Below are 19,440 nucleotides of genomic sequence, written 5' to 3'. Positions count from 1 at the left end.
TGTGGGGACAACAAAAGATACAGACTTAAATATAATACTTATCCACAGTATTAGGCCATGTTGCCATATCAGGCCAATTGTCCTTATCAAAGCCGTATTCACGTTTTAATTTGGATTTATCCACATTTAAAATAAAGCACTCTTCGTCTTTATTGTAGCTGATGCTTTTCCACGGGAAAGCATAATACTCTTCACCCAGGCCCATGAATCCACCAAAGCCAAGGACCACATATCTTGCTTGTCCACTGAATTTATCGAGCACGATTTCTTTTACTTCACCGAGATCTTCCAGGGCTGGTGATTTAACATCGACACCAATGACATCGTCAGTCCTTACAACCATTTCAGAATGATTATCCATAATAAATACTCCCTTATTATCTTAATTTTAAATAGCCAAACAGAGTAAACACAGTAATGAAAACAGAGCGAGGAAAAATCCCTCGATTGGAGTAACTTGGAGTAAATTGATACTTAACTGCCTTTTAAATTTAGCTGATAGCAAGAAAAATGCAAGGAGTTTTTTAAGCAAACTCCCAGCTTAAACCCAGTTTGAATTGCTCAAGTTTGGGCGTGAATGCCGTTCGATAAGTCACAAATTGCAGACCTGTCGAAGATTTAACCTGAGAACTATTGCTAAAATTATTCAAGGAATTGTAATCCCATTCCAAACGCAGATGCAGCTGATTTATAATTTGTATTTGCGTTCCTATACCTAATTGTAATCCTTCCTTATCCTGGTCTGAAGCAAAGCTTCCGGCAAAAAAACCGAGAGAGCCTGTCTGAATAATATGACCACTAAGTTGAATATTGTCTTTAATCCATCCTAATCGTCCATATAGAAGAACAGCTTCTGAAATATAATAACCTGGTTTAAGGGCAAGTCCGTATTGCCATCGCTGTTTATATTTACCGCTTAATTCACGGGTATAAAGATTATTCGACTGCAAAAAACCGATATCGCCATCGTTTGAGCTCTTGTCGTAGAATGCTTCCAGGCCAAGATCAAAGCGCTCTATAAAGCGGTAATGATAGCCAGCGAACAATTCCCCCCCAAAACCCTCTCCGCTCCAATCAATGCGGAATTGGTCGAGAAATGGGCCTGACGGGGCGGTTTCAACCCGTTTGAAATCATATTCCGCATTATCTTTTATTCCGCTAGCGCCAATATAAAATCCATTTGCTGAGGCAAAACTAATTGTGTTTGCACAGAAAAATATCAGCGAAAGACAACTTAAACGCTTTAGCATTCCTAAACTCCTTGTGAAAACTTCATTTGGACCATTTGATTTAAAAACTTTGAACACTCCTGCAATTGCAAAATGTCCACATACTCATTGGCACGATGTGCCTGCTCAATACTCCCTGGTCCGCAAACTATTGTTGGAATACTTGCCTTTTGAAATAAGCCTGCCTCTGTTGCATAAGCGACTTTCAGCTTCTCCTGCTCGCCCGTCACCATCCTGGCCCATTGATTAATCTCGGCATCGACTGGTGTGTTTAAACCCGCGGTTGCTGCGATATTATCGAGAATAATATTAGCGGCAGAATGTTCCAGTTTCATCTTCGGTAATAAACGAGTATTGATATAATCCTTGATCTCGCTGCGAATTTCAGTGGCACTGTCTTCTGGCAAATTTCGGAATTCAAAAATAAATTCACAAAGTGCGGGAATTGTATTATATGAATTTCCTCCGCTAATCAGATTGGTGGTTAAGGTTGTACAAGGCATATCATAATGCTTGTCCTGAATACCCGATTGCTTGAAACGATCGGCCATGCCTCTGATATAACAAATCAAATCCGCTGCATATTCAATTGCATTACAACCTTGGTGTGTCAGCGAGGAATGGGCCGCTACGCCATGCACGCTGCAGCGGAATGACTCCTTGCCTTTATGAGCTATCACAGGCCGCATACTGGTCGGCTCCCCGACAATACAGGCTGCAGGATTAATTCCCTGTCTTTTAATATGCTCAATCATGAAAGGAGCTCCAAGGCAACCGACCTCTTCGTCATATGAAAAAGCGAAATGGACAGGATGTGCCAGCTTCATTTCTTTAAACTGGGGAATCATTGCCATAACCACCGCAATGAAACCTTTCATATCGCAAGCACCTCGCCCATAAATTTTCCCGGCAATTTTTGTCGCTTTGAAAGGATCAGTTTCCCATTGCTGACCATCGACTGGTACGACATCGGTATGACCAGAGAGGACTATGCCTCCCTCAATACGCCCATCAAAAGCCGGCAGACTCGCAAATAAATTAGCCTTGGGCTGCTTGCTGTCATGAATCAGCGATGAGTGAATTCCCTGAGACTCCAAAAAAGTCTGTACATCATGAATCAACTCAAGATTGGAATTTCTCGAGGTTGTATCGAAGGCGATTAAGCGATCAAGCCACTCAAAAACGTTCATATGAATTCCTTGCATTGGGAAGCATATTAAGAATGGCCTTAACATGCTAGTATGAAATATCCTTGTTTGAAAATTACCTGATTTTCAAACTATTTAAGACGTCAGTCAACGAAAAAATAAATGAGTAAACCTGTTTATCACCAGCTTTATTTCAAGGTGCTTCTCGGCATCTTATTGGGAACACTGTTAGGACATTTCTTCCCCCCTATTGCCATTAAAATGCAAATTCTGGGTGATGGTTTTATTAAGCTGATTAGAATGATGATTGCACCAATCATTTTTCTAACCATTGTCATGGGTATAACCCAGGCCAATGATATAAAACAAATAGGCCGAATCGGGATCAAGGCGATTATTTATTTCGAGCTGGTAACCACCTTAGCTTTAATTATTGCGATTTTTACCGCCAAGTGGGTGCAACCAGGTTCGGGTATGAACATCAGTGCAGACACTATTGATAAGCAAACTATTGCATCGTATGTCTCGCAGGCTGAGCAGTTCGACTCCAGTCATTTTTTTCTCAATATAATACCCGACACCCTCATTTCAGCATTTGTCAAAGGGGATATATTGCCAGTACTTTTAGTCTCTTTATTAACCGCATTCGCCATACTACGCTGCCGCGAGGCACAACATGTACTTAATATTTTTGATGAATTATCGGCGGTATTATTTTCCATGGTAAATTTGATTATGAAACTCGCCCCTGTCGGAGCATTTGGGGCAATGGCTTTCACAGTGGGCGCTTATGGCATCGAAACACTGGTTTCTCTCGGAAAGCTTCTCTTGACTGTATACCTGACCTGCTTTCTATTCATTTTCATTATATTAGGCAGTATTGCGCGTTTAAATGGCATTAGCATTTGGCGTTTTCTGGTTTTTGTTAAAGAAGAAATTCTCATAGTGCTTGCCACTTCTTCTTCAGAAGCCGTATTACCTCGTATGATTAGTAAATTGGAAACCTTAGGCTGCGATAAATCAGTGGTTGGTCTGGTATTACCCACTGGCTATTCGTTTAATCTGGATGGCACGACCATCTACCTGGGCATAGCTACCGTGTTTATTGCGCAAGCCTTTAACATTGATTTAAGCCTCAAAGACGAACTGCTCTTAATGTTGATTCTCATGTTGACTTCAAAAGGAGCTGCTGCAGTCACTGGCGGAGGTTTTATTGTTTTAGCAGCGACATTGTCTTCTCTTCACACCCTGCCTGTTGAAGGATTGGTGCTAATCCTGGGCATTGATCGCTTTATGTCAGAGGCTCGCTCGATTACTAATTTAATAGGAAATGGGATTGCCACTATTACAATAGCCAATCTTGAAAATGATTTTAACCGCGAACATGCTTCCCGGCTTTTGAGTGCTGAAAACATGAATAATTGACTGATTTTCTTCCGATTTTTGATCTAAATTACCGCTTATTTTTATGAAAAAGGGTAGTAGATTATCAATTAACCTTCATGTACAATTAATTTTGCTTTTAATGTATAAAAGCATTGGATTGATAGATTTAACTAAAATAAGGAAGTTATGATGAATGTCATTGATACACAACACTCTTCTCAAACTACAAGACAAGAGCAAGGTCTACAGGATTTGGTTTACAGCCTTGTAACTCGTTTTCTGGCTGAAAATAAAAACAAATCCATAACTGATCTCTATGACATGATTCTTTCTGAAGTAGAACCACCTCTTTTAAAAGCAGTAATGGAAAAACGCCGGGGCAATCAGCTCCAAGCTGCAAAAATGCTGGGAATAAGTCGTGGTACAATCAGAAAAAAATTACAGCGTTATTTCGGTACAAAATATTTTCGTTTAACTGACGAATAATATCCTTCATTGATTGTTATTCAATAACCACGATATACCCCGTTAACCATACGGGGTATATATATTACGAATTGTTCACTATCTAGCTGTCGCAACAAAAATCTTTAGACTAATTATCGCAGGTTGGGCCCTTGGCCCAACATTAGTTTGGAGTGGTGCAACCTTTTGTTGGGCCAAGGGCCCAACTACAGGTAATTTCAGAATTGACTTGATATATTGCCTAATTTACGCAGATAAAAGCAATTTATTGACACGGCTCACAAAATCAGCGGGATTATCCAATTGCCCACCTTCTGCCAGTACTGCCTGTTCAAAGAGAACCGTGACCCATTCGCCAAATTGCGAATCATCCTCAATACCATGTAAACGCTTAATCAGTGCATGCTGAGGATTAATTTCAAATACTGGCTTTGATTCAGGAACCTGCTGTCCAGCAGCTTGCAGAATTCTTTGCATTTCCAATCCCATATCTTGTTCGTCAGCAACAATACATGCAGGTGAGTCAGTTAAACGATGCGTGAGAACAACCTCTTTAACTTTATCGCCAAGAATATCCTTGATTTGTTTAAGCATTGGATTTAAAGACTCTTCTTCTTTTTTGGCTTCTTCCGAATTAGTTTCTTCAACATCCAGATCAATTTTACCCTTGCTTATTGATTGAAGTTTCTTACCATCAAACTCACTAAGATAACCAACCAGCCATTCATCAATTCGATCACTGAGGAGTAATACTTCAATACCCTTCTTTCTGAATATTTCAAGATGAGGGCTGTGTTTTGCAGCGTTGTAGCTGGACGCAGTGATATAATAAATTTTATCCTGTCCTTCTTTCATGCGTGAAACATAATCGGCCAGCGTTACATCTTGTTTTTCAGAATTGGTATGCGTACTGGTGAAGCGTAAAAGTTTGGCAATTGCTTCCCGATTTACGAAATCTTCAATAGGTCCTTCTTTTAACACCTGCCCAAACTCATTCCAGAATTTTTGATATTTTTCCGGTTCCTGTTCTGCCAGTTTTTCAAGCATGCCTAATATTCGTTTAGCGCAAGCAGCACGAATCGAATCAACCTGCTTGTTATCTTGAAGAATTTCCCTGGAAATATTTAAAGGTAAATCACTGGCATCAATAATCCCTTTAACAAAACGCAGATATCGGGGTAAAAATTGTGCTGCGTCATCTAAAATAAACACCCGCTTAACATATAACTTTAAACCATGCTTGGTTTCCTGTTGCCACAAATCATAAGGGGCATGTGAAGGAATATAGAGCAAGCTGATATAATTATTTTTTCCTTCCACATGATTGTGAGACCAAATCAAAGGCTCCTGAAAATCATGAGAAATATGCTTGTAGAGTGTTTTATACTCGTCTTCGCTGATTTCAGATTTTTGCAAGGTCCATAAAGCTGTTGCTTTATTAACCGTTTCAAAGTCAGAGGATTCTTTATTCTCGTCCTCTGCTTTTTTCATTACGATAGGCCAGCAAATGTGATCTGAATATTTAGTAATAATACTGCGAATACGCCAATCACTCGCGAATTCCAAATCGTCCTCTTTAAGATGAAGTGTAATTTCAGTACCGTGATGCGCTTTGTTTTCCTGGGCAATTGTAAATTCCCCATCACCGGTGGATTCCCAAACAATTCCCTCTTCTGCAGATAAACCAGCACGACGGCTTTTTACAGTAACTTTGTCCGCAACAATAAATGCAGAATAAAAGCCAACCCCGAACTGACCAATCAGATGAGAATCCTTCGCTTTTTCACCTGTTAATTGACTTAAGAACTCCTTGGTTCCAGACTTGGCAATCGTACCCAGATTACTGACCGCTTCATCCCAGCTCATGCCAATTCCATTATCTTTAATTGTAATGGTTTTTAATTTTTCATTACAATCAATAGTAATCTTGAGATCTGAATCCCCTTCATACAGAGAAGCATCAGATAATGCCAGGAATCGTAATTTATCCAGCGCATCCGACGCATTGGAAATTAATTCCCGCAGAAAGATTTCCTTGTTTGAATATAATGAATGAATCACTATATTCAGCATTTGCTTCACTTCGGTTTGAAACCCCATTGTCTGCTGCTTGCTCGCCATTTAAGTCATTCTCCAGCTAAGTAATGATGTGATTAATAGATTGACTAATTTCCGTGCTGAGCCCTGATATCAGAACCCCCACAATTTGGTAAATAGTCTATGCTGCCGGTTAATATAGGGATTGAAATTCAAATTTCAAGAGTCCAGACTGAAAGATACGTTATTTAATTGGATGCTTAACCATTCCAACCCGTGGACGATGCATGTAGATAGTGATCGGCTCGCTGGTGTAAAGTACATTCCCTTCCGCATCTACAGCCTGAACAGCAATAGTATGACTACCTCGCTTCACATCGTTTAATGCAAAAATTGTCGTGGCCTGCGGATCGCCTAATGGCTCGCCATCATAAATAATCTGCAATAAATTCCCCTTTTTAAGCTCTGGTTTGATATCCACAATAATGGGTATATAGCCTTGGTTATTCCGAATTGTTGCTTCATTCTGAGGTTGAGTTACTGCCAGATAACTGTAGCTTTGTTCCTCCTCTTCATTTTCTTTTTCATCGCTTACGGGCTGATTTTCTGTTTCGGCAGGCTGGTTGTTGGCAGGACCGAAGGTCTGGGCTTCCGGAAGTTCTATTTTTTCAGCACCAGGATGCGGTTTATCACTGAAATGAACATTACCATTACTGTCTGTCCATTTATAAATATCCGCATGAACAGCACTTGTCGTTAAGAATATTAAAGATGAGCATAATATCACGCCGCATTTCCGCATAGTGGTTCCCTTAATATGCTTGAACCAGGCCTCGGCTCACTGCCATTGAGTTAAGTAATTGGGTCATTCCCGCGAAGGCGGGAATCCATTCCTCAATTGGCATTATAGCTCGCTCAGAGATGGGTCCCCGCCTTCGCGGGGAAGACATTTTGATATACAACCGAGCTTACCCGCAGGCCTGACAACTAAGCTTAGAGACTATAGTAAAGCTCGAACTCAAATGGATGCACAAGACTTCTGACCTGGGCTATCTCAGCTTCCCTCAAGGCGATATAGCTTTCAATAAAGTCCTTACTAAATACATCACCTTGCAACAAGAACTCCTGGTCTGATCTCAGATGACGAATTGCATCTTCAAGAGATGCGCATACTGTGGGCACATCAACCAGCTCTTCCGGAGGCAAGTCATATAAATCTTTATCCATTGGTTGCCCTGGATGTATTTTATTCTGAATACCATCGAGACCCGCCATCATCATTGCAGAGAAAGCAAGATAGGGGTTAGCCGTGGGATCCGGGAAGCGCACTTCAATACGACGCCCTTTTGGATTGCTGACATGAGGTATACGAATAGCTGCCGAGCGATTTCTCGCTGAATAAGCTAATAATACGGGAGCTTCAAAACCGGGAACCAGCCGCTTATAACTGTTAGTAGCCGGATTGGTAAACGCGTTAAGCGCGCGGGCATGCTTGATTATACCGCCGATATAATACAAGGCGGTTTCAGACAAACCCGCATACTTATCTCCGGTAAAGAGATTTACACCATCTTTGGCCAAAGACTGGTGGCAGTGCATACCATTGCCATTATCACCTACCAGAGGCTTGGGCATAAAGGTTGCAGTCTTGCCATAGTTATGGGCTACATTCTGGATTACATACTTCAGAGTTTGCATCTGATCCGCTTTGTGAACCAGAGTGTCATAACGCGTTGCGACTTCGCACTGGTTTCCAGTGGCCACCTCATGATGGTGCGCTTCAACGGGAATACCCAGCGACTCAAGGGTAAGACAAATGGCCGAGCGGATATCCTGGGAAGAGTCCACAGGAGGAACAGGAAAATAACCGCCTTTAACTGAGGGTCTGTGGCCAATGTTTCCGCCTTCAAACACTTTGTCCGAGTTCCAATGGGCCTCATCAGAATCAATGGAATAAAAAGCGCCGTTGATACTGGTTTTCCAACGCACGTCATCAAAAAGGAAAAATTCGGGTTCGGGGCCAAAATAGGCAGTATCGGCAATTCCCGTGGATTTCAAATACAGTTCGGCTCGCGTCGCCAAAGAGCGAGGATCGCGGTCATATCCCATCATCGTCAGGGGATCAACCACATTACAGCGAATAATTAAAGTGTTATCCTGATAGAAAGGATCAAGTAAAATGTTGCTGCAATCAGGTACCAAAGCCAAATCAGACTGATGTATTTTCTGCCATCCTTTAATGGAGGAGCCATCAATCATTTTCCCATTTTCCAGAAAATCATCATCAATTGAAGAAACAGGGATACTGATGTGCTGCTCTTTCCCGATTGTATCTGTAAAGCGCAGATCAACAAATTTTGCTTCATGTTCCTTAATTGCATCAAACACTGCTTTCTTACTCATTGTTTTCTCCAAGATAACCCGCTATAAAGTGTAACCCAAGTGACAGATTAAAACTAATAGATTAAACTCGTCAAAAGCAATTGAATGCAAAATAGTTATGGCCGCCTATCAATATCTGGCATTAAATAAATCAGGCTCAAACGCCAAAGGAGTTATTGAGGCTGATTCTGAGCGTCAAGCCCGACAGCTTTTACGCGAAAAAGGTTTAATACCCACACAAATCAAAGCGGTACACAAACAGCAAACGCATGTTAAGGGGCGACTATCAGCGCAGGATTTGTCTTTGTTAACTCGCCAGTTAGCCACCCTGCTCGCCGCCGGAATCCCTGTTGAGGAATCTTTGCAGGGAGTCAGCGAGCAAACCGAAAAGGACAAGGCCAGAGAGTTAGTGATCGGTGTGCGGGCGAAAGTCCTCGAAGGGTATTCTCTGGCACAGGCCTTAGGCGAATTCCCTAACGCCTTCCCTGAATTATACAGAGCAACTGTAGGAGCTGGAGAACAAACTGGCCGCCTGGATATGGTGCTTGAGAAACTGGCAGACTATACTGAAAACCAGCAGGAAACCCGGCAAAAGATACAGCAGGCTTTGATCTATCCTTCGCTCATGATTATCGTTTCTACCGCAATCATCAGCTTCCTTTTAGCCTTCGTTGTTCCCAAAATTATTGAGGTATTCACCAGCAGCGGCCAAACGCTGCCCGAAATGACCAAACTGCTAATCACCTTTAGTGATTTCATCAAACATTATGGCCTTTATGTGGTGGGCTCCATCATCCTGTTAATTTTCGGATTCAGGCGCAGTCTGAGAAATATCAAAATTAAAACCGGGTGGCACAAACTGCTGCTACGATTACCAGTCATATCCTATTTGAGCCGCTCGGTCAACGTAGCACGCTATATCCACACATTCGGAATCCTTTTCGCCGCAGGCGTGAGCGTACTTGAAACCATGCGTGTTTCAGCAAGCCTCATTACCAATCTGGTCATGCGACAGGCATTTGATGTGGCAGCTACCCGCGTACGTGAAGGAACATCTATCAGCCATGCTTTGAAAGAAACCGGCTTTTTAAATCCGATGGCGATTCATCTAATCGCGAGTGGTGAAAAAAGTGGACAAATTGCTACTATGATGGAGCGCGCCGCATCCCATATGGATGCCGAGGTTCGCCGGCTCATTGATACAGCGCTCACCCTGCTTGAACCGCTGGTTATTTTAATGATGGGAGCTGTCGTTTTATTCATCGTTCTTGCTACTTTACTTCCTATATTTTCAATGGAGCAACTAGTGAGTTAGGCTAAGACGTCTTGCTGTAGCCAGAACCGTTTTCATTACGTTATAATCAAATTCAGACATTACCAGGAGCAGGTATGAAATTTCAAAAAGGGTTTTCTTTGATTGAAATTATGGTTGTAGTGGTTATTTTGGGTATTCTCGCCTCTATTGTGGTTCCCAAAATCATCAGCAGACCAGATGAAGCCCGTGTCGTTAAAGCAAAACAAGATGTTCTCGCCATACAAAACGCGCTCGATCTCTACAAGCTCGATAATGGGTTTTATCCCAGTACGGATCAGGGACTTTTAGCATTAGTTGAAAAACCAACAACCAGTCCAACACCTCGTGACTGGAAGCAATACCTAAAATCGCTGCCCAAAGATCCCTGGGGACGTGACTACCTTTATCTGAATCCGGGCGAGCACAGCGATGTGGATGTCTTTACCTTAGGTGCTGAAGGTCAGCCCGGCGGAACAGGAATCAATGCCGAGATTGGAAACTGGGATGCCAAATGAACGAGGATTTACATTAATTGAAATACTGGTGGTCATTTTAATTGTTGGAATTGCCGCCAGCGTTACACTTCTTGCTTTTGGTGATTTCGGAGCCAGTCGACGAGTTCAACTCAGTGCAGAGCAATTTGTAAACTATATCAAACTGGTTCAGCAGCGTGCCATTCTGGAAATGAATACCCTTGGAATTAATGTTAATAAGGAAGGATATGGCACCTACCGTTTTGTTGAGGCAAAAACCTGGGAGCCGATGCCGGGTAAAGGCCTTTTTCATTGGCAAACCTTCCCTAAGAATATTCTGGTCACGCTCAAAACCACTATTAAAAATAATTCTAAACTCCCTGATATTATTATCAATCCCACGGGGAATATGTCTGCTTTCACGCTCAGTTTTGGCACAGAAACCAACCCTGAACAGCTGAATGTTATTGGCGAGCATGATGGGGAAGTTTTCATTAAATCCGGAAAAAAATGAAATTAAAGGTCAGAAAAACAACTCAGGCTTTTACCTTAATAGAAGTTCTGCTTGCTCTTGCAGTTATTGCCATAGCATTAACTGCACTGGTGAAAGCAACCGCTCAGGATGTTGCTCATACTCAGCGCCTTAAAGAGAAAATGATTACGCAATGGATTAGCACTCAGGGAGCAGCAATGGTACAGCTGGGGTTATTATCAGTAACCACAACCCAGGAAGTTACACAGATTACCACGATGTTTGGCCAGCGCTGGTATTGGCGTGTCAAACTGGTCCAGACCCCCATTAAATCCTTGCAGCAATTAATTATCACTACCAGTAAAAATCAGGCAGGGCCGTTTACAGATCCGGTAATCGCATTCAGGTACCGTCATGCGAGTTAATAAGGGATTCACGCTGATTGAAATTTTGATTGCTTTGGCTGTGTTTGCCATTATGGCCACCCTGACTTCTTCCGCAATGTATTACGCATTTAATACCCGAAGCCGCGTCACGGAACAGGCTGAACGTCTGGTTGATTTGCAAATGGCTATTATTATGATTGAACGGGATACCGAGCAAATAACCAGTCGTCCTGTCAGAGGAAATGAAATGCGTTTGTTCCCCGCGTTTACTGGCCAACCGCTATATCTTGAGTTTACTCGTGGAGGATTAACCAATCCTTACAGTGTTGAGAAGAAGAGCAGTTTGAGACGGATTGCCTGGCTGTGTAAAGGGGATAAGTTAATCAGACGAAGCTGGGATGCTCTTGATGCTGTCAATCGCAATAATTATCACGATAAAACCCTGCTGGAAAATATGAAAAACTGCAAATTTGCCTATCTCGACGAAAACCTGCAGGTTTTACCGGAGTGGCGCGAGTCCAGTGTCTCCAGCCCTGGAAATACACCGACCTTACCGAAAGCAGTCCAACTTAAAATTGAACTTGGCGATTGGGGAACTGCCACCTTTTTATTTATTCTGCCGGAAGGACTCTATGCAAAAATTGCCTGATTCCTCAATGCAAGTGACACAAGATAAATCCTCTATCCTGAGTCGGGGAAGTGCGCTTATTTCGGCCTTGTTTATTATGACGCTGGTGGCAATTGCCGCTACTGCAATGAGCAGCCGGCTGCAATTGGATATCTACCATACCCGCATCGCCATTCAAAGTGATGATCTCTATTTAGCATCTCAGGCCGTATCATTTTGGGCAATGGGAGAGCTAAATAATAAATCCCGTTTGTTTTTGTCCTCTGATCCGAATGGTAAATTAATGGATTTTCCAGCGAAAATGCAGGGTCTCTATCCTAATATCCGCATTCAGGGCGGCCTTTATGATCTGCAAGGTCGGTTTAATCTGAATAATGTTGCCGATAAGCGCTACAACCTTCTTTTTTTTCATCTTCTCAAACAAGTCTTACCCAAGCTTAAGAGGCCGCAACGTCTAGCTATAGCCGATGCCATTTTTCAGTGGATTAGCCCCTATCAGCCGGGGCGTGGGCAGGATCAGTTTGTATCCTATTATATAAAGCAAAAACCGCCGTACTATCCAAGCCAGCAATTCATGACCAGCGTCACCGAATTGCGTCTGATAAAAGGGGTTGATGCAAACACTTATCAGGCTCTGGAGCCTTATACAATAAGTTTGCCGGAAATAACGACAATTAATCTGAATACCGCTTCGCGGCCAGTACTTGCAGCTCTTGGAAACAGCCTGGACCCCAGCCAGGTTGATCAGATTATCGAGGCGCGTGGTCCTAAAGGGTTTAGCGACCTGAAAAAAATCACAAAATTATTGCGAAAATTTAATATCCGAGCTGAACTGATTACCCTTGAAAGCGAGTTTTTTTTAAGCATTGCCAATGTCAGCAGTGAGGATTTAAATATGGTCAGTTACACCATCTTCAAACGTCAAAAGAATAAAGACGGCAAATTGACGATTAGCCTGATTAGCGAAAGCATTAACAGTTTGTGAAACACACTCCATTTATTCGTCCTCTTGCCCTTCCGGAACTGGCTTGGTGTTTTTCAGAACATAATATAACTGATCGCCAGATTGCTTTTCTTCTGAGGTTAAACGAGGTTCTAGTCGAGCTAATTCTTTCTTGGCCTGTTCGTTATTATTAAGCGATGCCAGCTTCAACCAGGCATAAGCTTTGGTGTTGTCCTGACCTACACCCAAACCTGCCAGATACAAATAGCCTAATTTACCTTGCGCGGTTACATTGCCCTGGGCTGCGGCTTTTGTGAACCAATAAGCAGCTTGCTGGTAATCTTTATCGATACCAGTACCACTCATTAATAGCTGTCCCAATTCTGATTGGGCCTGAGAATGCCCTTTCTCAGCCGCAAGCTGATACCAGTAAGCGGCTTTTCTGGGATCAGCATCGATTCCTAAACCATTTAAATATTGATAAGCCAGATAGGCCTGAGCATTTCGATGCCCCTGGACCGCCGCCTTTGAAAACCAATAGGTGGCCGCTGTCTGATCTTCGGTGATACCGTATTTGCCAGTATATAAAAGCGCAATGCTGTATTCCCCTTTGGCATCACCTTGAGATGCGGCTTTGTCATACCAGTAAAAGGCTTTTTCCACATCTTTATCTGTTCCCAGCCCCATCATATACTGATAGCCCAGATTGACCTGTGCTTTCGCATAGCCTTGCTCTGCTGATTTTTTAAACCATTCAAATGCCTTGCTGTCATCGGGATTCCTTACCCCGTCACCAGTAGCATACATTAATGCGACATTTCGCTGGGCAATTGCATTGCCTTGCTCTGCTGATTTTAGATACCAATTAAAGGCTTCTTTATAATCCTGCGTCATCCCCTGGCCAGTATCATATAAAAATCCGAGACTTAATTGAGCAAGTGAATTATTTTTGGCAGCAGCTTTTCGATACCAATCGGCTGCCTTGACAGCGTCTTTGTTCACTCCATACCCATATTGATACATTCGACCAAGCAAATACATAGAGTCATCATTTCCTTGCTCCGCAGATTGAACTAAATGGGGATAGGCGGTAGTGTAATCACCATTTTCAAACGCCGAAAAACCAATGATCTCATCAGCGAATGCCAGGTTGCTTGCAAGGCACGCTGCGAAAATTAAAGAACGCATGAATACTCCAGGAAAATACAGCCTCTTATTACAAGAGTAGGCCATGCAGCTCATAATTCAACCACGAAAAGGGATTATGAAGGCAAATTATGAAATTTTTTTGTTTATATTTGCTTATATTTAGTTCGCCGCGAATCCTGATTGTATTTATCGGGATCTAGCGGCGAAGATGAAAGGCCTGGCTATCACAGTGCTTCAAAAATGGCTGCTGCGCCCATCCCTGTACCTATACACATGGTGACCATACCATATTTACCTTTTATACGACGAAGCCCATGAAGGAGGGTTGCCGTTCTGATGGTCCCTGTTGCTCCCAAAGGATGGCCTAAAGCAATGGCTCCACCAAGCGGATTTACTTTTTCCGGTGGTAAGCCTAAGGTTTTTATAACAGCCAAAGCTTGAGCCGCAAACGCTTCATTCAGCTCAATCCAGTCCAACTGTTCAATAGAAAGACCAGCCTGCTTCAATGCCAGTGGGATTGCATTGATTGGCCCAATCCCCATCACCTCAGGAGGAACACCTGCTACAGCATATCCCAGTAATCTTCCCATAGGCTGCAAATCAAATTGCTTCAGAGCCTGCTCGCTGGCTAGCAAGGCAATTCCAGCTCCATCACTGGTTTGAGAACTGTTACCTGCTGTCACCGAACCTCTGGCAGCAAATACAGGCTTCAGCCGAGAGATCATTTCATAAGAAGTATCCGCTCGCGGGCCTTCGTCCTTACTTATCAATTTCTTTTGCGAATTGACTTCCAGGTGGTTAAGATCTGCCTTACGATCGATAATCTCCACAGGTACAATCTCGGCATTGAAATAGCCTTTTTGTTGGGCAGCAGTTGCTTTGGCATGACTTTGAGCAGCAAATTGATCCTGTTCTTCTCTCGAGACACTCCACTGTTTAGCAACATTCTCCGCCGTAATTCCCATTCCATAAGCTATAGCTACCTGCTCATTTTCAAAAATGGCAGGATTTGCAGTATATTTATTTCCTCCCAAAGGAACCATTGACATACTTTCAACACCGCCAGCAAGAGCCAGCAAATGATTCCCCTGAATAAGTGAAGCTGCCGCCGTAGCAATGCTTTGTACACCTGAGGAACAGAATCGATTAATAGTCATGGCCGGAACAGACTGAGGCATTCCAGCCAGTAAAGAGGCAATACGAGCCACATTCATCCCCTGCTCGGCTTCAGGCATGGCGCAGCCAATGACCACATCACAAACCGCTTCCCAATCCACGGTACTATTTCGTTCCCTTAAAGATCGTATTGTGTGAGCAAGCAAATCATCAGGCAGAGTATGCCTGAATACGCCTCGAGGAGCCTTGCCAACCGGTGTACGCAATACATCCACAACATAAACATTAGTCATTATCAAGTCTCCTATTAATTGCGCAATGGCTTCCCTGTTTCCAGCAAAGAACTGATTCTCGCATGCGTCAACGGATTGCGGGCCAGATTCATGAACGCTTCACGCTCCAGCTTGAGCATCCAGTCTTCATTAACCATCGTGCCATTATTCACATCTCCACCGCAGATAGCCGATGCGAGCTGACTTGCGAGATAATAATCATATTTGGAAATAAAGCCGCCTTCCAGCCAGTTAATCAACCCGGCTTGTAATCGGGCATACCCCTCTCTTCCTGCAACTTTGAAAACAGCACCCCGAATAGGCGGTTGATAGTTGGATGCTAACATTGCTTCAACACGCGACAATGCAGCATATAATACTTCATGACTATTCATGACCCAGGTATCTGTGTGTTTCAGATAGCCCAGTTGTTGAGCATCAGCAGCACTTGCACCCACAGTGGCTGTTGCGATTTGCTGAAAATAAGCGCTGAGAAATAAGAGCAGATCGGCATCCTGCGCTTTCTCGGCAGCTCGCATTGCCATTTCTTTTGTTCCACCACCCGCTGGAATCAAGCCGACTCCTGCCTCCACCAACCCAGGATAGGATTCAAATGCAGCGACCACTGCATCGCAATGCATAATCAATTCACATCCACCGCCCAGAGCACGCCCTCTTAATGCAGCAACCACAGGGATTGGGCTGTATTTTAACCGTAGTACGGTCTGTTGAAATTGCTTAAGCATCGTTTCCAAAGCAGCAAAATCATTTTTCTGAATCAATCCCCCAACCCCTTTTAAGTCGGCTCCTGAACTAAAATTGGATGCATCCTGCTGATATACAATCACGCCTCTACAATGCCTTTCAGCAATGTCCATAGCAGCCGCCATGCCATCCAGAACTGCCTGACCAATCGTATTCGCCTTGCTTTTGAAGGAAATTAAGCCGATATCATTTTTGAAGCGGGATAAGCTCAGGCCTTCATTTTCATATAATTTGTCCAGTTGTGCGGGATGCTCAGTTAATACGAGCTCCGGAAAATATTGCTTGTGGTAGACAGAAAGCGAGCTGCGAGGGATAAAGCTCATGCTTTGAGGTGAGAAGGCGCCCCCTTCATGATAAAACTGATGGACTCTGGAAAGCCATGCAGGCAACTCCGCCTTGCTCATTGACGATCCTTTGGATATCGCATCCTTAATCGCTGTAATCATAGATTCAAGGCCAGACTGCTGCCAGGTTTCAAAAGGCCCCTGAGCCCAACCAAATCCCCAGCGAATGGCAAGATCCACATCGCGAACGTTATTGGCAATCGATTCAAGATGATAGGCGCAATAATGGAATAAATCGAGAAAGCAGGCAGCCAAAAACTGGGCCTGTCGATCTTTTGAGGAAAGTAAGCCGCTCATTCGTTTTTGTGGATCGCGTTCAGACATAATTGACTTTAATTCAGAACTAATTTCGCCGCCGGCTGGACGGTATTCCTCTGTTTGCCTGTCAAACACTTCGATCACTTTTCCGGGTTTACGATAAATGCCCTGTCCGCTTTTCTGACCCAGATGTCCCTGCTCGATCATTTTTTCTAACCAGGCAGGCAACACAAAGCTGTCATGCCAGGGATCATCTTTCAATTGCTCATACATGGTATGAACCACATGTTTCATTGTGTCTAAACCCACCACATCCATTGTCCGAAATGTCGCGGATTTGGGACGGCCTAATAATGAGCCGGTAATGGCATCTACTTCGTCCAACCCAATCTGCATTGCTTCAGCATGGTGCAGTGTAGCCAATAAAGAGAAAACTCCAATGCGGTTTGCGATAAAATTGGGAGTATCTTTTGCGTGAACAACCCCTTTGCCCAGGTAGCTGGTTAACCAGGTTTCCAGATGAGTTAATAAGGTATTGGAGGTAGTAGTCGCAGGAATTAATTCTGCGAGATGCATATAGCGCGGCGGGTTAAAAAAATGAACACCGCAAAAACGCTCTCGTAATGACGCGGGCAATACCTCAGCCAACGCATTAATGCTCAAACCGGAGGTATTACTCACCAAAACCGTTTTGTCACCCACAAACGGTGCGATTTTTTGATAAAGCGACTCTTTCCAGTCCATTCTTTCAGCAATTGCTTCAATAATTAAATCGCAGGATTTAAGGTCTTCAAGATGCTCATCATAATTTCTCGCCTGTAAAAGCGCAGCAGTTTTGGCAGTTCCCAATGGAGCAGGTTTTAACTTAACCAGATTGGCAATCGCTTTATCGACAATACTGTTCTTGTTAGTGTCTTTTGCTGCCAAATCATATAATAGACAGGAAATGCCGGCATTAACACAATGAGCAGCAATTTGCGCCCCCATGACTCCGGCACCCAAAACTGCAATTTTTTTTATATAAAATGGTTCCTGCATAATCATATCCTTTTATATGGGTTTAGTTATGACCTAACGGCCGATTGAAAGCTATAAACTGCCAGCCATATCAGAGCCTGTCGGGAGAAAGTTGACAGACTCTCAAGCATGATACGGCTATTGAAGAGTTTCAGGATAAATTAAATTTTATCCCCTGGGCAAGCGGTAGATCATTACCCCAGTTAATCGTATTGGTCTGACGACGCATATAAGCTTTCCAGGAATCAGAACCAGACTCTCTGCCGCCGCCTGTTTCTTTTTCACCGCCAAAAGCTCCACCAATTTCAGCACCTGAAGTGCCAATATTGATATTGGCTATCCCGCAGTCGCTTCCCATTGCACTCAGGAAACGCTCCGCGTGCTTGAGATTTTGTGTAAACATAGACGAGGAAAGCCCCTGAGGAACACTGTTTTGCAGTTCAATGGCTTCTTCTATGCTGCTAAATGGCATGACGTATAAAATAGGCGCGAAGGTTTCTTCCTGAACCACATCCCAGCTGTTCTGCACGTCGGTTACCAGTGTAGGCTGTACGAAATATCCTTTTCGATTCAGGCTTTCTCCACCAGCGACTATTTGCCCGCCGGCTTTTTTAACACGCGCAATGGCCTGGCAAAATTGAGAAACCGCCTGTTCGTCGATCAAAGGCCCCATCAGATTATCAGGGTTGAGTGGATCGCCAATGGTTATTTGCTCATAAGCATGCTGCAGTCTGCGAACTACTTCCTTGTACATAGACTGATGTACAAACAAGCGTCTGGTTGTTGTACATCGCTGGCCTGCAGTTCCAACAGCACCAAATACTATTCCGGGAATCGCAAGGTTAAGGTCTGCTGACTCATCCAGAATGATTGCATTATTGCCGCCAAGTTCCAGAATGGTTTTCCCAAGGCGAGCAGCGACTTTCGCAGCCACTGTTTTACCTACTGCGGTAGAACCAGTAAATGAAACCAGGGGGATTCGTTTATCCTCAACCATCATGTCGACTACATCATGACTGGACGGAATAATCAGCGAAAAAATTTCCGGGCAATTATTTTCTTTTAATACCTTATTACAAATATTCTGCACAGCAATCGCGCAAAGAGGCGTTTTTGCAGAAGGCTTCCAGAGAGTCACATTACCGCAGATAGCTGCAAGAAAGGCATTCCAGGACCACACCGCTACAGGAAAATTGAAGGCTGAAATAACACCGACAATTCCGTAGGGATGCCATTGCTCATACATCCGATGGTTTGGACGTTCAGAGTGCATAGTATTACCATAAAGCATACGCGATTGGCCCACCGCAAAATCTGCGATATCAATCATCTCCTGGACTTCACCGTCGCCTTCCTGTTTGGATTTACCCATCTCCAGAGAAACGAGACTTCCAAGCCAGTCTTTATGTTCTCGCAAAGCCTGTCCCATCTGGCGAATAATTTCTCCTCGCTTCGGTGCAGGATACTGACGCCATGCCAGGGCAGCAGCCTCAGCTCGACTCATAATCTTCTGATAGTCATCACTTGAACAGGTAGCAACCTCTGCAATTTTTTCTCCAGTAGCTGGAGAGTAGGAAATCAGCTTCTCTGCTCTGCATTCACTCTGCCAACCCTGGCCGCTATAAGCGCCGGCATTCGTATCCTGAATACCTAAATGCTTCAAAAAATCCATCGAT

The 19,440-nt window shown here is 43.5% G+C and carries 18 protein-coding genes; 8 read left to right on the top strand and 10 right to left on the bottom strand.

What is annotated here, in order from left to right:
- Positions 1–25 precede the first annotated feature (25 nt).
- From DYH61_RS06920 to argE, 3 genes are all read right to left on the bottom strand, one after another.
- Entirely contained in the window at positions 26–361 is a 336-nt protein-coding gene (locus tag DYH61_RS06920; RefSeq protein WP_058506525.1) for a PRC-barrel domain-containing protein, read from the bottom strand.
- Positions 362–524: 163 nt separating this feature from the next.
- Positions 525–1,250: an outer membrane protein gene (locus DYH61_RS06915; protein ID WP_058506526.1), complete on the bottom strand. Its 726-nt coding sequence runs from the start codon at positions 1,248–1,250 to the stop codon at positions 525–527.
- A 2-nt stretch (positions 1,251–1,252) separates the two neighbouring features.
- On the bottom strand, positions 1,253–2,419 hold the full coding sequence (gene argE / locus DYH61_RS06910; protein ID WP_058506527.1) for an acetylornithine deacetylase: 1,167 nt from the start codon (positions 2,417–2,419) through the stop codon (positions 1,253–1,255).
- 120 nt (positions 2,420–2,539) lie between these two features.
- Here argE and dctA point away from each other — a divergent pair, with 120 nt between their 5' ends.
- Complete coding sequence (gene dctA, locus DYH61_RS06905) at positions 2,540–3,802, top strand: C4-dicarboxylate transporter DctA (protein WP_058506528.1); 1,263 nt, start codon at positions 2,540–2,542, stop codon at positions 3,800–3,802.
- Between the two features lie 150 nt (positions 3,803–3,952).
- Complete coding sequence (locus DYH61_RS06900) at positions 3,953–4,249, top strand: helix-turn-helix domain-containing protein (RefSeq protein ID WP_058506529.1); 297 nt, start codon at positions 3,953–3,955, stop codon at positions 4,247–4,249.
- A gap of 225 nt (positions 4,250–4,474) precedes the next feature.
- On the opposite strand, the gene htpG is transcribed toward DYH61_RS06900, so the two are convergent.
- The 3 genes from htpG to glnA all read right to left on the bottom strand — a co-directional run bounded on the left by htpG (position 4,475) and on the right by glnA (position 8,668).
- Complete coding sequence (gene htpG / locus DYH61_RS06895) at positions 4,475–6,349, bottom strand: molecular chaperone HtpG (RefSeq protein WP_058506530.1); 1,875 nt, start codon at positions 6,347–6,349, stop codon at positions 4,475–4,477.
- Positions 6,350–6,509: 160 nt separating this feature from the next.
- The gene (locus tag DYH61_RS06890) at positions 6,510–7,067 is read right to left on the bottom strand and encodes a DUF4124 domain-containing protein (protein WP_058506531.1); all 558 of its coding nucleotides are present in this window, start codon (positions 7,065–7,067) and stop codon (positions 6,510–6,512) included.
- A 191-nt stretch (positions 7,068–7,258) separates the two neighbouring features.
- Positions 7,259–8,668 carry a type I glutamate--ammonia ligase gene (gene glnA, locus DYH61_RS06885; RefSeq protein ID WP_058506532.1) on the bottom strand — a complete coding sequence of 470 codons (1,410 nt, stop codon included), beginning with the start codon at positions 8,666–8,668 and terminating at the stop codon, positions 7,259–7,261.
- Between the two features lie 97 nt (positions 8,669–8,765).
- Here glnA and lspF point away from each other — a divergent pair, with 97 nt between their 5' ends.
- The 6 genes from lspF (at position 8,766) to gspK (ending at position 12,885) form a co-directional block, all read left to right on the top strand.
- On the top strand, positions 8,766–9,962 hold the full coding sequence (gene lspF, locus DYH61_RS06880; protein ID WP_058506533.1) for a GspF family T2SS innner membrane protein variant LspF: 1,197 nt from the start codon (positions 8,766–8,768) through the stop codon (positions 9,960–9,962).
- Positions 9,963–10,036: 74 nt separating this feature from the next.
- Positions 10,037–10,456: a GspG family T2SS major pseudopilin variant LspG gene (gene lspG / locus DYH61_RS06875; protein ID WP_058506534.1), complete on the top strand. Its 420-nt coding sequence runs from the start codon at positions 10,037–10,039 to the stop codon at positions 10,454–10,456.
- The gene (gspH, locus tag DYH61_RS06870; protein ID WP_058506535.1) at positions 10,446–10,928 is read left to right on the top strand and encodes a type II secretion system minor pseudopilin GspH; all 483 of its coding nucleotides are present in this window, start codon (positions 10,446–10,448) and stop codon (positions 10,926–10,928) included. The genes lspG and gspH overlap by 11 nt, the downstream gene beginning before the upstream one ends.
- On the top strand, positions 10,925–11,311 hold the full coding sequence (gene lspI, locus DYH61_RS06865) for a GspI family T2SS minor pseudopilin variant LspI (RefSeq protein WP_058506536.1): 387 nt from the start codon (positions 10,925–10,927) through the stop codon (positions 11,309–11,311). The genes gspH and lspI overlap by 4 nt, the downstream gene beginning before the upstream one ends.
- Positions 11,301–11,921, top strand: coding sequence for a GspJ family T2SS minor pseudopilin variant LspJ (lspJ, locus tag DYH61_RS06860; protein ID WP_058506537.1), 621 nt, complete (start codon positions 11,301–11,303; stop codon positions 11,919–11,921). The genes lspI and lspJ overlap by 11 nt, the downstream gene beginning before the upstream one ends.
- Positions 11,905–12,885 (top strand): type II secretion system minor pseudopilin GspK, encoded by a 981-nt coding sequence (gene gspK / locus DYH61_RS06855; protein WP_058506538.1) that lies wholly within the window; start codon positions 11,905–11,907, stop codon positions 12,883–12,885. Before lspJ ends, gspK begins: the two co-directional genes overlap by 17 nt.
- A 12-nt stretch (positions 12,886–12,897) precedes the next feature.
- Here gspK and DYH61_RS06850 read toward each other — a convergent pair whose 3' ends face one another.
- From DYH61_RS06850 to amaB, 4 genes are all read right to left on the bottom strand, one after another.
- Positions 12,898–14,031 (bottom strand): tetratricopeptide repeat protein, encoded by a 1,134-nt coding sequence (locus tag DYH61_RS06850; protein WP_058506539.1) that lies wholly within the window; start codon positions 14,029–14,031, stop codon positions 12,898–12,900.
- Between the two features lie 185 nt (positions 14,032–14,216).
- Positions 14,217–15,401 (bottom strand): acetyl-CoA C-acyltransferase, encoded by a 1,185-nt coding sequence (locus DYH61_RS06845; RefSeq protein WP_058506540.1) that lies wholly within the window; start codon positions 15,399–15,401, stop codon positions 14,217–14,219.
- A 14-nt stretch (positions 15,402–15,415) separates the two neighbouring features.
- Complete coding sequence (locus DYH61_RS06840; RefSeq protein ID WP_058506541.1) at positions 15,416–17,785, bottom strand: 3-hydroxyacyl-CoA dehydrogenase/enoyl-CoA hydratase family protein; 2,370 nt, start codon at positions 17,783–17,785, stop codon at positions 15,416–15,418.
- 130 nt (positions 17,786–17,915) lie between these two features.
- Positions 17,916–19,436 (bottom strand): L-piperidine-6-carboxylate dehydrogenase, encoded by a 1,521-nt coding sequence (gene amaB, locus DYH61_RS06835; RefSeq protein ID WP_058506542.1) that lies wholly within the window; start codon positions 19,434–19,436, stop codon positions 17,916–17,918.
- Positions 19,437–19,440 lie beyond the last annotated feature (4 nt).

Origin of the sequence: Legionella quinlivanii, assembly GCF_900461555.1 — a bacterium.
GTDB classification, from domain to species: Bacteria; Pseudomonadota; Gammaproteobacteria; order Legionellales; family Legionellaceae; genus Legionella_C; species Legionella_C quinlivanii.
Note: the sequence above shows the minus strand (reverse complement) of the source record. Positions and strands in the feature narration are given on the sequence as shown.

Bases quoted from the DNA above. Each gene is read 5' to 3' on its own strand.
- DYH61_RS06900 (WP_058506529.1), top strand. From the start codon at position 3,953: ATGAATGTCATTGATACACAACACTCTTCTCAAACTACAAGACAAGAG.
- lspJ (WP_058506537.1), top strand. From the start codon at position 11,301: ATGCGAGTTAATAAGGGATTCACGCTGATTGAAATTTTGATTGCTTTG.
- DYH61_RS06840 (WP_058506541.1), bottom strand. From the start codon at position 17,785: ATGCAGGAACCATTTTATATAAAAAAAATTGCAGTTTTGGGTGCCGGA.
- amaB (WP_058506542.1), bottom strand. From the start codon at position 19,436: ATGGATTTTTTGAAGCATTTAGGTATTCAGGATACGAATGCCGGCGCT.
- lspI (WP_058506536.1), top strand. From the start codon at position 10,925: ATGAAATTAAAGGTCAGAAAAACAACTCAGGCTTTTACCTTAATAGAA.
- dctA (WP_058506528.1), top strand. From the start codon at position 2,540: ATGAGTAAACCTGTTTATCACCAGCTTTATTTCAAGGTGCTTCTCGGC.
- gspK (WP_058506538.1), top strand. From the start codon at position 11,905: ATGCAAAAATTGCCTGATTCCTCAATGCAAGTGACACAAGATAAATCC.
- DYH61_RS06845 (WP_058506540.1), bottom strand. From the start codon at position 15,401: ATGACTAATGTTTATGTTGTGGATGTATTGCGTACACCGGTTGGCAAG.
- gspH (WP_058506535.1), top strand. From the start codon at position 10,446: ATGCCAAATGAACGAGGATTTACATTAATTGAAATACTGGTGGTCATT.
- DYH61_RS06920 (WP_058506525.1), bottom strand. From the start codon at position 361: ATGGATAATCATTCTGAAATGGTTGTAAGGACTGACGATGTCATTGGT.
- lspG (WP_058506534.1), top strand. From the start codon at position 10,037: ATGAAATTTCAAAAAGGGTTTTCTTTGATTGAAATTATGGTTGTAGTG.
- DYH61_RS06850 (WP_058506539.1), bottom strand. From the start codon at position 14,031: ATGCGTTCTTTAATTTTCGCAGCGTGCCTTGCAAGCAACCTGGCATTC.
- htpG (WP_058506530.1), bottom strand. From the start codon at position 6,349: ATGGCGAGCAAGCAGCAGACAATGGGGTTTCAAACCGAAGTGAAGCAA.
- lspF (WP_058506533.1), top strand. From the start codon at position 8,766: ATGGCCGCCTATCAATATCTGGCATTAAATAAATCAGGCTCAAACGCC.
- DYH61_RS06915 (WP_058506526.1), bottom strand. From the start codon at position 1,250: ATGCTAAAGCGTTTAAGTTGTCTTTCGCTGATATTTTTCTGTGCAAAC.
- argE (WP_058506527.1), bottom strand. From the start codon at position 2,419: ATGAACGTTTTTGAGTGGCTTGATCGCTTAATCGCCTTCGATACAACC.
- glnA (WP_058506532.1), bottom strand. From the start codon at position 8,668: ATGAGTAAGAAAGCAGTGTTTGATGCAATTAAGGAACATGAAGCAAAA.
- DYH61_RS06890 (WP_058506531.1), bottom strand. From the start codon at position 7,067: ATGCGGAAATGCGGCGTGATATTATGCTCATCTTTAATATTCTTAACG.